13 protein-coding genes and 1 tRNA gene are annotated in these 13,576 nt (G+C 72.5%); 9 read left to right on the plus strand and 5 right to left on the minus strand.

Annotated elements, in window-relative coordinates:
- Positions 1 to 59: 59 nt before the first annotated feature.
- Positions 60 to 725, minus strand: a complete 666-nt coding sequence (locus tag ACFW2G_RS27320; RefSeq protein ID WP_037924688.1) for a hypothetical protein — start codon at positions 723 to 725, stop codon at positions 60 to 62.
- 623 nt (positions 726 to 1,348) lie between these two features.
- Between ACFW2G_RS27320 and ACFW2G_RS27325 the strand changes: the two genes are divergently transcribed.
- From ACFW2G_RS27325 to ACFW2G_RS27350, 6 genes are all read left to right on the plus strand, one after another.
- Positions 1,349 to 1,831 (plus strand): CarD family transcriptional regulator, encoded by a 483-nt coding sequence (locus ACFW2G_RS27325; RefSeq protein ID WP_003953493.1) that lies wholly within the window; start codon positions 1,349 to 1,351, stop codon positions 1,829 to 1,831.
- A 310-nt stretch (positions 1,832 to 2,141) separates the two neighbouring features.
- Positions 2,142 to 2,888, plus strand: a complete 747-nt coding sequence (gene ispD, locus ACFW2G_RS27330) for a 2-C-methyl-D-erythritol 4-phosphate cytidylyltransferase (protein ID WP_037924690.1) — start codon at positions 2,142 to 2,144, stop codon at positions 2,886 to 2,888.
- Positions 2,878 to 3,381 (plus strand): 2-C-methyl-D-erythritol 2,4-cyclodiphosphate synthase, encoded by a 504-nt coding sequence (ispF, locus tag ACFW2G_RS27335; protein ID WP_037924693.1) that lies wholly within the window; start codon positions 2,878 to 2,880, stop codon positions 3,379 to 3,381. The genes ispD and ispF overlap by 11 nt, the downstream gene beginning before the upstream one ends.
- A gap of 93 nt (positions 3,382 to 3,474) precedes the next feature.
- Positions 3,475 to 4,875: a cysteine--tRNA ligase gene (gene cysS, locus ACFW2G_RS27340; protein ID WP_384584709.1), complete on the plus strand. Its 1,401-nt coding sequence runs from the start codon at positions 3,475 to 3,477 to the stop codon at positions 4,873 to 4,875.
- Positions 4,876 to 4,977: 102 nt separating this feature from the next.
- Positions 4,978 to 5,949: a 23S rRNA (guanosine(2251)-2'-O)-methyltransferase RlmB gene (gene rlmB / locus ACFW2G_RS27345; protein WP_384584706.1), complete on the plus strand. Its 972-nt coding sequence runs from the start codon at positions 4,978 to 4,980 to the stop codon at positions 5,947 to 5,949.
- Between the two features lie 142 nt (positions 5,950 to 6,091).
- The gene (locus ACFW2G_RS27350; RefSeq protein WP_037924698.1) at positions 6,092 to 7,603 is read left to right on the plus strand and encodes a DoxX family protein; all 1,512 of its coding nucleotides are present in this window, start codon (positions 6,092 to 6,094) and stop codon (positions 7,601 to 7,603) included.
- Between the two features lie 173 nt (positions 7,604 to 7,776).
- Here ACFW2G_RS27350 and ACFW2G_RS27355 read toward each other — a convergent pair whose 3' ends face one another.
- The 3 genes from ACFW2G_RS27355 to ACFW2G_RS27365 form a co-directional block, all read right to left on the minus strand.
- Positions 7,777 to 8,535, minus strand: coding sequence for a nucleotidyltransferase family protein (locus ACFW2G_RS27355; protein WP_037924700.1), 759 nt, complete (start codon positions 8,533 to 8,535; stop codon positions 7,777 to 7,779).
- 28 nt (positions 8,536 to 8,563) lie between these two features.
- On the minus strand, positions 8,564 to 8,977 hold the full coding sequence (locus ACFW2G_RS27360) for a hypothetical protein (protein WP_037924704.1): 414 nt from the start codon (positions 8,975 to 8,977) through the stop codon (positions 8,564 to 8,566).
- A 205-nt stretch (positions 8,978 to 9,182) separates the two neighbouring features.
- A complete protein-coding gene (locus tag ACFW2G_RS27365) occupies positions 9,183 to 10,271 on the minus strand; it encodes an ABC transporter ATP-binding protein (RefSeq protein WP_384584703.1) in 1,089 nt (362 codons plus the stop codon).
- 296 nt (positions 10,272 to 10,567) lie between these two features.
- Between ACFW2G_RS27365 and ACFW2G_RS27370 the strand changes: the two genes are divergently transcribed.
- A tRNA-Thr gene (locus tag ACFW2G_RS27370) sits at positions 10,568 to 10,643 on the plus strand.
- Between the two features lie 59 nt (positions 10,644 to 10,702).
- On the opposite strand, the gene ACFW2G_RS27375 is transcribed toward ACFW2G_RS27370, so the two are convergent.
- Positions 10,703 to 12,085 carry an NAD(P)/FAD-dependent oxidoreductase gene (locus tag ACFW2G_RS27375; RefSeq protein ID WP_384584700.1) on the minus strand — a complete coding sequence of 461 codons (1,383 nt, stop codon included), beginning with the start codon at positions 12,083 to 12,085 and terminating at the stop codon, positions 10,703 to 10,705.
- Positions 12,086 to 12,374: 289 nt separating this feature from the next.
- On the opposite strand from ACFW2G_RS27375, the gene ACFW2G_RS27380 reads away from it, so the two are divergent.
- Both ACFW2G_RS27380 and ACFW2G_RS27385 read left to right on the plus strand, forming a co-directional pair.
- Entirely contained in the window at positions 12,375 to 12,581 is a 207-nt protein-coding gene (locus ACFW2G_RS27380; protein ID WP_384584697.1) for a hypothetical protein, read from the plus strand.
- A 262-nt stretch (positions 12,582 to 12,843) separates the two neighbouring features.
- Positions 12,844 to 13,518: a pentapeptide repeat-containing protein gene (locus ACFW2G_RS27385; protein WP_384447870.1), complete on the plus strand. Its 675-nt coding sequence runs from the start codon at positions 12,844 to 12,846 to the stop codon at positions 13,516 to 13,518.
- The last annotated feature ends 58 nt before the right edge of the window (positions 13,519 to 13,576 follow it).

Raw genomic sequence — 13,576 nt, forward strand, 5'->3', positions numbered from 1 at the left:
GGTGCGGACGGCGGCCCTTTCCGGGTGCGTACGGGTACGGCGTTACTCCGTGGCCCGGATCAGTGGCCCGCGGCGTGCGAGGCGGAGCCCGACGGCGACGCGCCCGCGGCGCCCGAGGGGGACCCGGACGGGGAACCGGAGGCGGCACCCGACGGGGAACCGGACGGCGTGCCCGAGGGGCTGCCGGACGGGCTGCCCGACGCGGCCGGGGCCCCGGACGGGCCGAAGCCCGCGTACATGCCGGCGGCCGGGACCACGAAGGCCTGGAGCTCGACGCCGCCCGTGCTGCTCAGCTGGAAGACGACCTTCTGCACGTCGCCGTTCTTGGCGGCCTCGGAGCCGTTCTCGATCACGGCGGAGGCGTTGTCCTTGCCGCCGAGCACCACGGAGCCGCCGGCCGGCACGGTGATCTTGCCGGAGCCCTCGGCCGGCTTCAGCACGACCTTGCCCTTGCCGTCCGCAAGGGTGATGCCGTCGAGCGTCTGCGCCTCGGTGCCGTTGTTGAAGACGGTCGCCGAGACGACGGCCGGGCCCTTCTGGTCCTTCTCGCCCTGGGTGATGACCAGTGCGTTCTGGATCTCGATGTCGCCCTTGGCGGCGGAGGCGTTGTCCGGCTTGATCTGGAGAGTCTGCGCGTCGTTGCCCGCACCGCATGCGGCCAGCGAGGCGATCGAGAACACGACGGCGGTGGCGGCGAGGGCGCCGCGTCGAAGGCTGCGGCTCACGGCGGCGGCAACTCCTTGGACGAACGGAACGGGTGGGCTCTCCCGGCAACCGCTGGGAGGTATCCCCGGAGCGGCCGGTGTGAAGCCGCTCTAAGGGTGTGTCAGCGGGCTTAGGTTACCGAGCCGCCGCCCCGCCCCCGCACCCGACCCTCCGCAGCGCGGCCGCGACCCCGGGGTTGTCCCCGATCTCGCATTCCGGCCGGTGTTCGCCTCGCCGTTCGCCTCGCCGATCATGGGCCGCTCGCATATCGTGCGGCCGGCGCCCGTTGATCAATTCCGGGATTCCTTCGAAACGCCACTTGGTGATCAATTTCGGATTGGGCCGGAACCGGCTCCCGCGCGCCTGCTCGCCAGCCGAACGGAGCAGTTCGGTTTCGCGACTCCCAACCCGGCAAAACGGGACGTACGTCACACTGATGGAGGTGTGCAGCGGGTGTAGCGTGGCCCTTTCGCCCGGTCCGCGCAGCGCCCCCGACCTGCGAATACCCCCTTCCGGAACCCTTCCGCAGCACGTTCCTGTTGCTGTTGTCAAGCCCCGAGATGTGCCCTGACCTGCGAAAACGCCATTCATAACAGTCAGTTCTCGTGTTACCCTGGATAGCCACGGAAGGGGTACCTGTCACATGACGTTCAAGGTTGGCGACACCGTGGTCTATCCCCATCACGGGGCCGCGCTGATCGAGGCCATTGAGACTCGTCAGATCAAAGGCGTGGACAAGACCTACTTGGTGCTCAAGGTCGCCCAGGGCGACCTGACGGTTCGTGTGCCTGCGGACAACGCGGAGTTCGTCGGCGTTCGCGACGTAGTCGGCCAGGACGGGCTGGACCGGGTCTTCGAGGTGCTTCGTGCACCGTACGCAGAAGAGCCGACGAACTGGTCCCGGCGCTACAAGGCGAATCTGGAGAAGCTCGCTTCTGGCGATGTCATCAAGGTCGCCGAAGTGGTGCGCGACCTGTGGCGTCGGGAGCGCGAGCGCGGGCTCTCCGCGGGCGAGAAGCGCATGCTCGCGAAGGCGCGCCAGATCCTGGTCAGCGAGCTCGCGCTCGCTGAGAACACGAACGAGGACAAGGCCGAGGCCCTCCTCGACGAGGTGCTCGCGTCCTGACGCGAAGCCTCGTGCACGGTGTGCACAGCTTGCCGCGGTGCCCGATGACAAGGTCCCTCCTCCACGAGAGACCTGTTGCCGGGCGCTGCGGCATGTCTGTATCCGTACCTCATCGCGTACCCCGTCTTGCGGTACGCGTACCCCTGACCGCCTGACTCCATCACTGGATCACTGGCGTGCCGGGTCCGGGCGGCCTGCTCGACCGGTCGTCACGGAAGGGGCGAGGGGCGTCGCACCCGGCACCCTTCAGGCCATACCCATGTCGGCCGAAGTCACAAACCTGGCTCGGAAACCTGGCTCGGAGCTACTGATGTCTGACGTAACGCGGCCCCGCCGCACCGCCGCGGTGATCCCGGCCGCCGGCCGCGGGGTACGCCTCGGCCCCGGGGCCCCCAAGGCCCTGCGGGCCCTCGGCGGCACCCCCATGCTCGTGCACGCCGTCCGTGCGATGGCCCGCTCCCGCGCGGTGTCCGTGGTGGTGGTCGTCGCCCCGGCCGGCGAGGCGGCCGAGGTGCGGCTGCTGCTCGGCGAGCAGGCGCTGCCCGAGCGGACCGAGGTCCTGGTCGTCCCCGGCGGGGAGACCCGCCAGGAGTCCGTACGCGCCGGCCTGGATGCGCTGCCGCAGGACGTCACCTCCGTACTCATCCACGACGCGGCCCGCCCGCTCGTCCCCGTGGACACCGTGGACGCCGTCGTCGAGGCCGTGGACCGGGGCGCCCGGGCCGTGGTGCCCGCGCTCCCGCTGGCCGACACCGTCAAGGAGGTCGAGCCCGGCGGACCGGGCGAGCCCGAGCCGGTCGTCGCGACGCCCGAGCGGGCCCGGCTGCGCGCCGTGCAGACCCCGCAGGGCTTCGACCTCGCCACGCTCCTGGAGGCGCACGCCGCCATCGCCGTCGCCGGCGAGGGCGCCACCGACGACGCCGGCATGGTGGAGCGCCTCGGCGTCCCCGTCGTCGTGATCCCGGGACACGAAGAGGCCTTCAAGGTCACCCGCCCGCTCGACCTGGTCCTCGCAGAGGCCGTACTCGCCCGCAGGAGGGCCACCGATGGGTTCTAGTCCCGACGCACCGCTGATCCCGCTCGTCGGGATCGGCACCGACGTGCACGCCTTCGAGGCCGGCCGCGAGCTGTGGTGCGCCGGGCTGCTCTGGGAGGGGGAGGACGGCCTCGCCGGGCACTCCGACGGCGATGTCGCCGCCCACGCCGCCTGTGACGCCCTCTTCTCGGCTGCCGGGGTCGGCGACCTGGGCGCGCACTTCGGCACCTCCCGCCCCGAGTGGTCCGGCGCTGCCGGCGTCACCCTGCTGGCCGAGGCCGCCCGGATCGTGCGTGCGGAGGGCTTCGAGATCGGCAACATCGCCATCCAGGTGATCGGCGTACGCCCGAAGATCGGAAAGCGGCGCGAAGAGGCACAGAAGGCGCTCGCCGCCGCCGCGGGCGCCCCCGTCTCCGTGTCGGGCACCACCACCGACGGACTGGGTCTCACCGGCCGGGCCGAGGGCCTCGCCGCGATCGCCACCGCCCTCGTGTACCGGACGAACCGGGCCTGAACGTCCGCGGAGACGGCACATCTTCGGCAACAAAGCGGCCCCGCGCCCGCAAAGGTCGCGGGGCACTGCTACAGGCCCACTACCCTGGATGCCGTGACTATTCGCCTGTACGACACCAGCGCCCGGCAGATCCGCGACTTCGTCCCGCTCGTTCCGGGCTGCGTCTCGATCTACCTCTGTGGCGCCACCGTGCAGGCGGCCCCGCACATCGGGCACATCCGGTCCTACCTGAACTTCGACGTGATGCGTCGCTGGTTCGCCCACCGCGGCTACGACGTCACCTTCATCCGCAACGTCACCGACATCGACGACAAGATCATCACGAAGTCCACCGAGCAGGGCCGTCCCTGGTGGTCCATCGGCTACGACAACGAGCAGGCCTTCAACGACGGGTACGACGCCCTCGGCTGCCTGCGGCCCACCTACGAGCCGCGCGCCACCGGGCACGTCCCCGAGATGATCGAGATGATGCGCGGCCTGATCGAGCGCGGCCACGCCTACGAGGCCGACGGCAACGTCTACTTCGACGTGCGCTCGTTCCCCGGCTACCTGAGCCTGTCCAACCAGGAGCTCGACAACCTGCTCCAGCCCTCCGGCGAGGGCGAGACGGGCAAGCGCGACCCGCGCGACTTCGCCATGTGGAAGTCCGCCAAGCCGGGCGAGCCCTCCTGGGAGACCCCGTGGGGCCGCGGCCGTCCGGGCTGGCACCTCGAATGCTCCGCCATGGCGCACAAGTACCTCGGCGAGGCCTTCGACATCCACGGCGGCGGACTCGACCTGGTCTTCCCGCACCACGAGAACGAGATCGCCCAGGCCAAGGCCTTCGGCGACGCGTTCGCGAACTACTGGGTCCACAACGCCTGGGTCACCATGTCCGGCGAGAAGATGTCCAAGTCCCTCGGGAACTCGGTCCTCGTCTCCGAGATGGTGAAGCAGTGGCGCCCGATCGTCCTGCGCTACTACCTCGGCACCCCGCACTACCGGTCGATGATCGAGTACAGCGAGGAGGCGCTGCGCGAGGCCGAGTCCGCATTCGCGCGCATCGAGGGCTTCATCCAGCGCGTCGTGGAGAGGGCCGGCGGCCCCGTCGAGCCGGCGAAGGAGGTCCCGCCCGCCTTCGCCGAGGCCATGGACGACGACCTCGGCGTCCCGCAGGCGCTCGCCATCGTCCACACCACCGTCCGGCAGGGCAACAGCGCGCTCGCGGAGGACGACAAGGACGCGGCCGTCGCCCGTCTGGCCGAGGTGCGGGCCATGCTGGGCGTCCTCGGTCTGGACCCGCTCGACCCGCACTGGGCCGGCGAGGCCGACCGCGGCGAGGAACTCCACGGCGCCGTGGACGCCCTCGTGCGCCTCGTTCTGGAGCAGCGCGAGTCGGCCCGCGCCCGCAAGGACTGGGCGACCGCCGACGCCATCCGCGACCAGCTCCAGCAGTCCGGTCTGGTCATCGAGGACAGCCCGACGGGTCCGCGCTGGACGCTCGGCGCCCGCTGAGCCCCCGGCACCCCGGAGCAGTCCGACTGTGCCGCCCGGCCGTCCGGGCGGCACACTCTTCATACGTACATATCGCAGCACCAACGAAAACAGGTAGAGGTCATGGCCGGGAACAGCCAGCGCAGGAACCGCCGCACGTCCAACAAGAAGGGCGCCACGGTCGGCAGCGGTGGCCAGCGGCGCAGGGGCCTGGAAGGCAAGGGCCCCACGCCCAAGGCCGAGGACCGCAAGGGCCACAAGGCCTTCCGGGTCTCCAACGCCATGGCCCGCCAGGCCGCCAAGCGCCGTCCCGCCCCGCGCCGCGGCGGCCCCAAGGGCGCCAGCGAGATGGTCGTCGGCCGCAACCCGGTCTTCGAGGCGCTGCGCGACGGCGTCCCCGCCACCACCCTGTACGTCCAGCAGTTCATCGACAACGACGAGCGCGTCCGCGAGGCGCTCCAGCTCGCGGGCGAACGCGGCAACATCAACCTGATGGAGGCCCCGCGCCCCGAGCTCGACCGGATGACCAACGGGCTCAACCACCAGGGCCTGGTCCTCCAGGTCCCGCCGTACGAGTACGCGCACCCCGAGGACCTCACCGACGCCGCCTACGACAACGGCGAGGACCCGCTGATCGTCGCCCTCGACGGGGTCACCGACCCGCGCAACCTCGGCGCGATCGTCCGTTCCGTCTCCGCGTTCGGCGGCCACGGCGTGGTCATCCCGGAGCGCCGCGCCGCCGGCATGACCGCCGGTGCCTGGAAGACCTCGGCCGGCACCGCCGCCCGCACGCCGGTCTCCCGGGTCACCAACCTGACCCGCGCCCTGCAGGAGTACAAGAAGGCCGGCATCGCCGTCGTCGGCCTCGCGGCCGAGGGCACGCACGAGGTGCAGGACCTGGAGGCGCTCGGCGGCCCGGTCGTCATCGTCGTCGGCTCCGAGGGCAAGGGCCTGGGCCGCCTCGTCGGCGAGAACTGCGACTACCTCGTGCGCATCCCGATGCCGGGTGGCGCCGAGTCGCTCAATGCCGGTGTCGCCGCGGGCGTCGTGCTGTACGAGGCGGCCCGCCGCCGTGCCGCGCAGCCGCGCGCCTGATCGCCTTGATCCACTTGGCTCAGGGAACGTGACCCGTGAGCGTGCCACCCCGCCCGTTTCGGGCGGGGTGGCTTGATCTTGACGGGTCTCGGACAGATCCCTGATGTCAAGGCAGTGTCCTAAACACTGATCACTCGGTTAGATGAGTGTGGACACCAGAACGTCAGGGTTCGACGACCAGCCCGCGCTGAGCATGGTCAAGGTGCCGTGCGACCCCGCACAGGTCATCGTCAACCACGCCAGCTTCCGCGTGCGGCTCGCACCGAGCCCGAGCGCGCGTCCCAAGCCCGCGAAGGCCCCCGGCCGCGCACCCGTCCTGGGCGGCGCCGTGGTGGCCGCCGCCGGGGCCACCCGCCGCCGGGCCCCCGTGGTCTGGAGCGGCAAGTCCGACACCGGCGACGCCGCCGCGGCCATGGGCGGACTGCTCCAGGCCGTACGCGGCCACGACGCGCACGACGGCGGCGCCACCCAGGTCATCCCGCGCGTCGACCTGGACCACGATCTCGCCGAGGACACCCTGGCCACGCCGACCGTCATCGGCCAGCGCAGCTACGGGGACCCCGCCGAGACGCGCCCCCTGGCCGCCGTACGGGACCTCCCGTACGAGCAGCCGCAGGGACCGGCGGCCGGTCCCGGGCCGGAGTCCCGGCGTCCGGCGGGCGACAACCGCGGTCAGGCGTCCTACTACCCGGGCCGCCGGATGAACCTCGGCGTCGTGCTGCTCCCGCTGCGCGTCTTCCTCGGCTTCATCTCCATCTACGCCGGCATGGGCAAGCTGTGCGACCCCGTCTACTTCGACGGTGGCGAGCGCGGCTCCATGGTCACCTGGCTGCACACCCTGCACCCGTGGGCGCTGGCCGAGCCGCTGCGCGACTTCGCGCTCGCGCACCCGGTGGGGGCCGGCCTCAGCGTGGCCTTCATCCAGGTCATCGTCGGCGTCCTGACGGTCTTCGGCCTGTGGCAGCGACTGGCCGCGAGCTTCGGGGCGCTGCTGTCCGCCGCCCTGCTGATGACGGTGAGCTGGAAGACCGTCCCGGCCTACGACGCGCCCGACATCATCTACCTCGCCGCCTGGAGCCCGCTGATCATCGCGGGCGCCCCGGTCTACTCCCTCGACGGGCGCCTCGCCGGGGAGGCCTGGCGCACCCTCGGGCCGCGCTCCGAGATCTGGCGGCTGCGCCGCCGGGTGCTGCGGCGCGGGGCCATCATGGCGAGCGTCGTGTGCGGACTCACCCTGCTCGTCGGCTCGCTCCTGGGCGGCGCCGTCCGGTCCACCACGGTGGTCACCGTCCCCGGACCCGGCGAGGCCCCCAGCAACTACCTTCCGGGCCGCCCGCTGCCGCAGACGCCGGCCAGGCAGCAGCCCGCGCAGCAGCAGCCGACCCGGGCCGCGTCGCCGACGCCCTCCCCGTCCGAGACCTCGGCCAAGGCCGGGAAGACCGCTTCGGGGGCGCCCTCCCGGGCGACGACGGGCGCGGGTTCCGAGTCGCCCACCGCGACCCGGGGCACGACCGGCAAGCAGCAGACCCCGCGCAGCACTCCCCGCCAGTCGACGGCGCCGAAGTCGCCGTCCTCCTCGTCGGGCAGCAGCACCCGCGGTTCGGGCACCGCTCCGACCAAGCAGCCCGGCCTGATCGGCGGGCTCATCGGCTGAGCCCTCCGCCAGGGGCCGGCACACGGGAGCCCGGTACGCGTGAGCGTGCCGGGCTCCCGTGGCGTGTGCCGCGTGGCGTGTGCCGCGTGGCGTGTGCCGCGTGGCGTGTGCCGCGTGGCGTGTGCGGAGAGAAGGTGCCGGAGGGCCGGGCGCCGCGAGGGCGGTGCGGGCCCTCAGGAGCCCGTCTGCGCCGCCAACTCGCGTGCGGCCTCGGTGAGGTCCTTGGCCGTGTCGATCGCCCGCCAGTAGGCGCCCTGGGGCAGCGGGAAGCCCGCCAGCCGCCGCTCCCGCGCCAGCCGTGGGAAGGTGGTGCGCTCGTGGTCTCCCAAGTCCGGCAGTAGCGCGGCGAATTCGGGCCCGAAGACGTACACCCCGGCGTTCACCGGGTACGGCGACGGCGGGGCCTCGATGAAGTCCAGTACGTGGCCGTACGCGTTGGTCTCCACCACCCCCCACGGGATCCGCGGCCGGGCCAGCGCGAGCGTCGCGACCGCCCCGCGCTCGGCATGGAAGGCGGCCATTTCACGGAGCGAGAAGCGGGTCCAGACGTCGCCGTTCGTCGCGTACCAGGCCCCTCCGGGGTCCGGCAGGTGCCGTGCGGCGTACTTCAGGCCGCCCCCGCGGCCCAGCGGTTCCTCCTCGACCACCGTGGTCACGCGCAGCGGCAGCGGCGCCTCGGCCAGCCACTCCTGGAGCACCCCGGCGAGGTGCCCGCACGAGACGACGGCGTCGGTGACCCCCTCGGCCGCCAGCCAGGCCAGCTGGTGCCCGATGATCGGCAGCCCGGTCCCCGGGATCTCGACCATCGGCTTGGGGCGGTCGTCGGTGTACGGACGCAGCCGCGAACCCTGGCCGCCCGCCAGGACGACTGCCTGGGCGGGTGGGGCGGGGAACGCGGCTGCGGAGGAGGCGGATCGGGGGTCGTCGGTCATGACGGCCAGCGTAGGGACGCGGCGCGGGTCAGCCCATGGAGGCGACGCCGGCGGCGTACGAGGTGTCGCAGACGGGGCGGGCGAACGACTGGGCCTTCGTCGGGCCGTACGCCTCGACGGCGGCGCGTCCGAGCGCGCGGGCGATCCCCACGCAGTGCTCGGCGAGCGACGGCCGGCGGTTCACCTCCTGCTGCAGGTGGGTCAGGACGTCGTCCGGCCCCTGTCCCTGCTGCAGTTCGCCGACGAGCTGGGTGCGCAGCACCTCGTGGGCGGCGCGTGGCTTCGCGGGCGTCGAGACGCCTTCGGCGGACGCGGTCACGAGCTGGGAGGAGGACGTGTCCGCCCAGGGGACCATGGTGACCGCGAGGGTCCCGGACAGGACCAGGACGACGGGCAGGACCAGGGCGAGGGAACGGCCGATACGGCGGGCAGTGTGGGTCACGAGGGCGAGAGTAGCGCTCGGTGAAGATTTGGCGACATTTAGTCACCCTGTCGGGGGATGGTTCGACGTGGCTTTTCGAATTCCGGGTTGACGGGGCCGCCCGAATGGCCCGCTCTGCCGGGGTTCCTGAGGAGATCCCGTCGGCAACCGACGGCGGAGGGGCGCCCCTTGGCGGGACGCCCCTCCAACCCCCTTGCCGGTACGACTAGTCGGACAGTCGCTGACCGGAGGAGGTGGAGAAGACGTGGATCTCCCCGGCCCGCGGCACGATGTGCAGGCTGGAGCCCTTCTCCGGGACCTGGCGGCCGCCCACGCGGACGACGAGGTCCTGCGAGCCCTCGGCGGCGGAGGTGGAGCCGTAGACGTACCCGTCGGCGCCGAGTTCCTCGACGACGTTCACGGTGATCGTCAGGCCGCCGCTCTCGGCGACGTCGAAGTGCTCCGGGCGGACGCCGACCGTGACGGCCCGGTCGCCCGCGTCGGCCGCGGCGGACAGCGCCGCGCGCGACACCGGGACGACGCTGTCGCCGAACTTCACGCCGCCGTCGGTGATCGGGACCTCGACCAGGTTCATGGCCGGGGAGCCGATGAAGCCGGCGACGAAGAGGTTCGCGGGACGGTCGTACATGTTGCGCGGGGTGTCGACCTGCTGGAGCAGACCGTCCTTGAGCACGGCCACCCGGTCGCCCATGGTCATGGCCTCGACCTGGTCGTGGGTGACGTAGACGGTGGTGATGCCGAGGTCGCGCTGGAGGGCGGCGATCTGCGTACGCGTCGACACGCGGAGCTTGGCGTCGAGGTTCGACAGCGGCTCGTCCATCAGGAACACCTGCGGCTTGCGGACGATCGCGCGGCCCATGGCGACGCGCTGGCGCTGGCCGCCGGAGAGCGCCTTCGGCTTGCGGTCCAGGTACTGGGTCAGGTCCAGCATCTTCGCCGCGTCCTCCACCTTCCTGCGGATGGTGGCCTTGTCCTCGCCGGCGATCTTGAGCGCGAAGCCCATGTTGTCGGCGACGGTCATGTGCGGGTAGAGCGCGTAGTTCTGGAACACCATTGCGATGTCCCGGTCCTTGGGCGGCAGGTGGGTGACGTCGCGGTCACCGATGCGGATGGCGCCGCCGTTGACGTCCTCCAGGCCCGCGAGCATGCGCAGCGAGGTGGACTTGCCGCAGCCGGAGGGGCCGACGAGGACGAGGAACTCGCCGTCCTCGATCTCCAGCTCCAGCTGGTCGACGGCGGGCTTGTCGCCGCCCGGGTACAGACGGGTCGCCTTGTCGAAGGTGACAAAAGCCATGCTGATGAATCCCTTCTACCGGCAGGAACGTGCCGGACGATCCGAGTGGAAGGTCTAGTCCAGAATCCGGACTCCGCCCGACGCTACCCGCCGCCGCCCGTGCTGTCAGCACCGCTCCGCCGTGACTTCGAACTTTGTGCGATCTGTCGGACCCGCCTGCTTTCCTGCCCGCTCGCACCCGGTCGGCGGGCGGCATGAGCGGTCACGGGTGCGGGTTCAATGTGATGGCTCGGGCAAACGGGCGCTGTGTAGAGTGATGGCGGCCCCACACGCTGTGCGTTCGGGGGTGGCCCTGTGCCGCCTTAGCTCAGTTGGTAGAGCAACGGCTTTGTAACCCGTAGGTCATCGGTTCGATTCCGATAGGCGGCTCCATTGCAGGTCAGAGGCCCCGGACAGGTCACCGTCCGGGGCCTTCAGCGTGTCTCGGGCCGTCAGTGGCGGCCCGAGACGCGGTCGGCCAGGCGGGCCAGGGGGGCCGTCGTCGAGGTGTGGGTGGCCGCCTCCCGGCGGTCCGCCTCGCGGTACGCGGCGTAGAGGGCCTGCACCCCGAGCCAGCGGAAGGGCTCCGGCTCCCAGCGGCGGACCCGGTGATTCACCCACGGCAGACCGGTCAGCCCGGTGGACTCGCCGAGGACCAGGTCGCGCAGGGTGCGGGCGGCCAGGTTGGCGGTGGCGACACCCGAGCCGACGTACCCGCCCGCCCAGCCCACCCCCGTGGCACGGTCCAGGGCGACGGTGGCGCACCAGTCGCGCGGTACGCCGAGGACGCCCGACCACGCGTGGGTGATCTCCGTGCCGGTGAGCACCGGGAAGAAGGAGAAGAGCAGGTCGCGGAGCGAGTCGACGGTGGCCGGCCGGGTCCGGCCGTCGTTGTCGGTGCGCGAGCCGAAGCGGTACGGGACCCCGCGCCCGCCGATCGCGATCCGGTCGTCGGCGGTGCGCTGCGCGTACATGTACGCGTGGGCCATGTCGCCCAGGACCTCGCGGCCCGACCAGCCGAGCCGTGCCCAGGTCTCGGCCGACAGCGGGGCGGTGGCGATCATCGAGGAGTTCATCGGGAGCCACGACCGCTTCTGGCCCTTGAGAGCGGCGGTGAAGCCCTCCGTGCAGCGCAGGACGTGCGGGGCGCGGACCGTGCCGTAGGGGGTGACCGCCTTTCCCGCGGAGATCTCCGTGACCGGGGTGGATTCGTGGATCACCACGCCGAGGCGGTCGCAGGCCTCGGCCAGGCCCCTGACCAGTTTGAGGGGGTGGACGCGGGCGCCGTGCGGGCTCCAGCTGGAGCCGACGGCGTCGGCGATGCCGATGCGGGCGCGGGTGGCGGCGGCGTCGTGGAGCTCGCGGTCGGTCTCGCCGAAGGCGAGCTCGGCGGCGTGGAAGGCCTTCAGCCGGCCGAGCTGGGCGGGGGTGCGGGCGACTTCGAGGACGCCGCCGCGGTGGATGTCGGCGTCGATGCCCTCCCTGACGGCGACGTCGACGACCTCGGTGACGGTCTCGTTCATGGCCTGCTGGAGGCGCTGGGCGGCCTGCCGGCCGTGGAGGGCGGCGAAGCGGTCGCGGCCGGCGATGCCGTTGTAGAGCCAGCCGCCGTTGCGGCCGGAGGCGCCGTAGCCGCAGAACTTCTGCTCCAGGACGGTGACGCGCAGGTCGGGGGCGGCCCGCTTCAGGTAGTAGGCGGTCCACAGGCCGGTGTAGCCGCCGCCGACGATGACGACGTCGGCGGTGGCATGAGCGGTGAGGGGCGCGCGCGGTGGGGCGTCCGGGGTGCCGGGGAGGGTCGCGTACCAGAAGGAGATGCCGCCGTTGATCGTCATGGGGAGTTGCTATCCCTTTTCCCCGCGAGGTGCCAGGGACGGGATGTCGCGCCGCGGGGCGTGATGCGCGGCCCCCTGTCGCTTGCCCTGCGGGCGGCCCGGCCGTGTCTCCCGCAGGATGCTCGGGGGCCCGGGGCCCGGCCTGCGGTCCCGGACCGACCGGGCCGGGCGGGCGGCGTACCGCAGGGGACGCCGCCGAGCCGGGGCGCAGGGCGATAGCGTCGCCGCATGGTCGAGGTCGTGGAGATTCCGGACGGGCTGATCGAGGCCCAGATCGGGTACAACGGGGATGCCGGCCATCGTCAACAACTTCCGCGCGCAGGACGTGCGGTGGCGGTTCGACGTGCTGACCGAGGCGGCGGGCCTGGATCGGGCGCGGGCGCGGGCCTGGACGCTGGGCCGGGTGCGGCAGACCTGCCTGTGGGACGTGGAGGACGGTGAGGAGCGGCTGGACGAGGACCGGCTGGCGGTCGCCCGGCTGCTGCTGGGGCGGTGAACCCGCCGGGGTGGTGAACCCCTGGGGCGCTGCCGCGGTTCGTGGCGCCGAGGCCGGCGATGCCTGCGCCGGCCCGGCGGTGATCCGCGGGCGGCGTACGGGAAGCACGGCGCGAGGCGCGGGTCACGGTGCGCCGATGGACGGGGTTCTCGGCGGAGCCGAAGGCGCGGAGACGGACCGGGTTCCTGGCGGCGCGCGGGGCGGCGGCGGGCCCGGGCCCGGGCCGCGGGCCGATGTCAGTGCGGTCGGCCAGGATGGGGGCATGGTGCGAGACGGGCGGAAGCAGTCGGTGAAGGCAGCGCGGAGGCCGCAGCTGCGGCTGCCGGACCTGGTGCCCTGGCAGGGGCGGGAGCTGGAGACGGACGGGGACTACGAAGGGCTGGAGTTCGCGGACCTGGACCTGGCGGGGCAGGAGGGGGTCGGGGCCCGGTTCATGGACTGCGCGGTACGGCGCTGCACGCTGGACGAGGCGGGTCTGGCGAAGACACGCATCCTGGATTCGGTGCTGGAGGGGGTCCGCGGGGTGGGGACCGACCTGTCGGGGGCCTCGCTGCGGGACGTGGAGCTGGTGGACGCGCGGCTGGGCGGGGTGCAGCTGCACGGGGCCGGTCTGGAGCGGGTGGTGGTCCGGGGCGGCAAGATCGACTACCTGAACCTGCGGACGGCGCGGCTGCGCGACGTGGTCTTCGAGGGGTGCGTGCTGGTGGAGCCGGACTTCGCGGGCGCGGTACTGGAACGGGTGGAGTTCCGGGAGTGTTCGCTGCGCGGGGCGGACTTCAGCGGGGTCCGGATGGCTGAGGTGGATCTGCGGGAGGCCGCCGTACTGGAGATCGCGCGGGGGGTGGAGGCGCTGGCCGGGGCGGTGATCAGTCCGGCGCAGCTGTTCGACCTGGCCCCGGCGCTCGCCTCCCGGCTGGGGGTGCGGGTGGTGCCGTGACCGGGCCCGCGGTCCGGGTGCGGCGCCGTGACGGGGGAGGCGCTCCCGGCCTCCCCGG

Source organism: Streptomyces sp. NPDC058880, from assembly GCF_042742535.1.
Classification (GTDB): domain Bacteria; phylum Actinomycetota; class Actinomycetes; order Streptomycetales; family Streptomycetaceae; genus Streptomyces.

Excerpts from the sequence above, each read along its gene's own strand:
- ACFW2G_RS27380 (WP_384584697.1), top strand. The coding sequence starts at position 12,375 with ATGCCGGCCATCGTCAACAACTTCCGCGCGCAGGACGTGCGGTGGCGG.
- rlmB (WP_384584706.1), top strand. The coding sequence starts at position 4,978 with ATGGCCGGGAACAGCCAGCGCAGGAACCGCCGCACGTCCAACAAGAAG.
- ACFW2G_RS27350 (WP_037924698.1), top strand. The coding sequence starts at position 6,092 with ATGAGTGTGGACACCAGAACGTCAGGGTTCGACGACCAGCCCGCGCTG.
- ispD (WP_037924690.1), top strand. The coding sequence starts at position 2,142 with ATGTCTGACGTAACGCGGCCCCGCCGCACCGCCGCGGTGATCCCGGCC.
- ACFW2G_RS27385 (WP_384447870.1), top strand. The coding sequence starts at position 12,844 with ATGGTGCGAGACGGGCGGAAGCAGTCGGTGAAGGCAGCGCGGAGGCCG.
- ACFW2G_RS27325 (WP_003953493.1), top strand. The coding sequence starts at position 1,349 with ATGACGTTCAAGGTTGGCGACACCGTGGTCTATCCCCATCACGGGGCC.
- ACFW2G_RS27355 (WP_037924700.1), bottom strand. The coding sequence starts at position 8,535 with ATGACCGACGACCCCCGATCCGCCTCCTCCGCAGCCGCGTTCCCCGCC.
- ACFW2G_RS27365 (WP_384584703.1), bottom strand. The coding sequence starts at position 10,271 with ATGGCTTTTGTCACCTTCGACAAGGCGACCCGTCTGTACCCGGGCGGC.
- ACFW2G_RS27375 (WP_384584700.1), bottom strand. The coding sequence starts at position 12,085 with ATGACGATCAACGGCGGCATCTCCTTCTGGTACGCGACCCTCCCCGGC.
- ispF (WP_037924693.1), top strand. The coding sequence starts at position 2,878 with ATGGGTTCTAGTCCCGACGCACCGCTGATCCCGCTCGTCGGGATCGGC.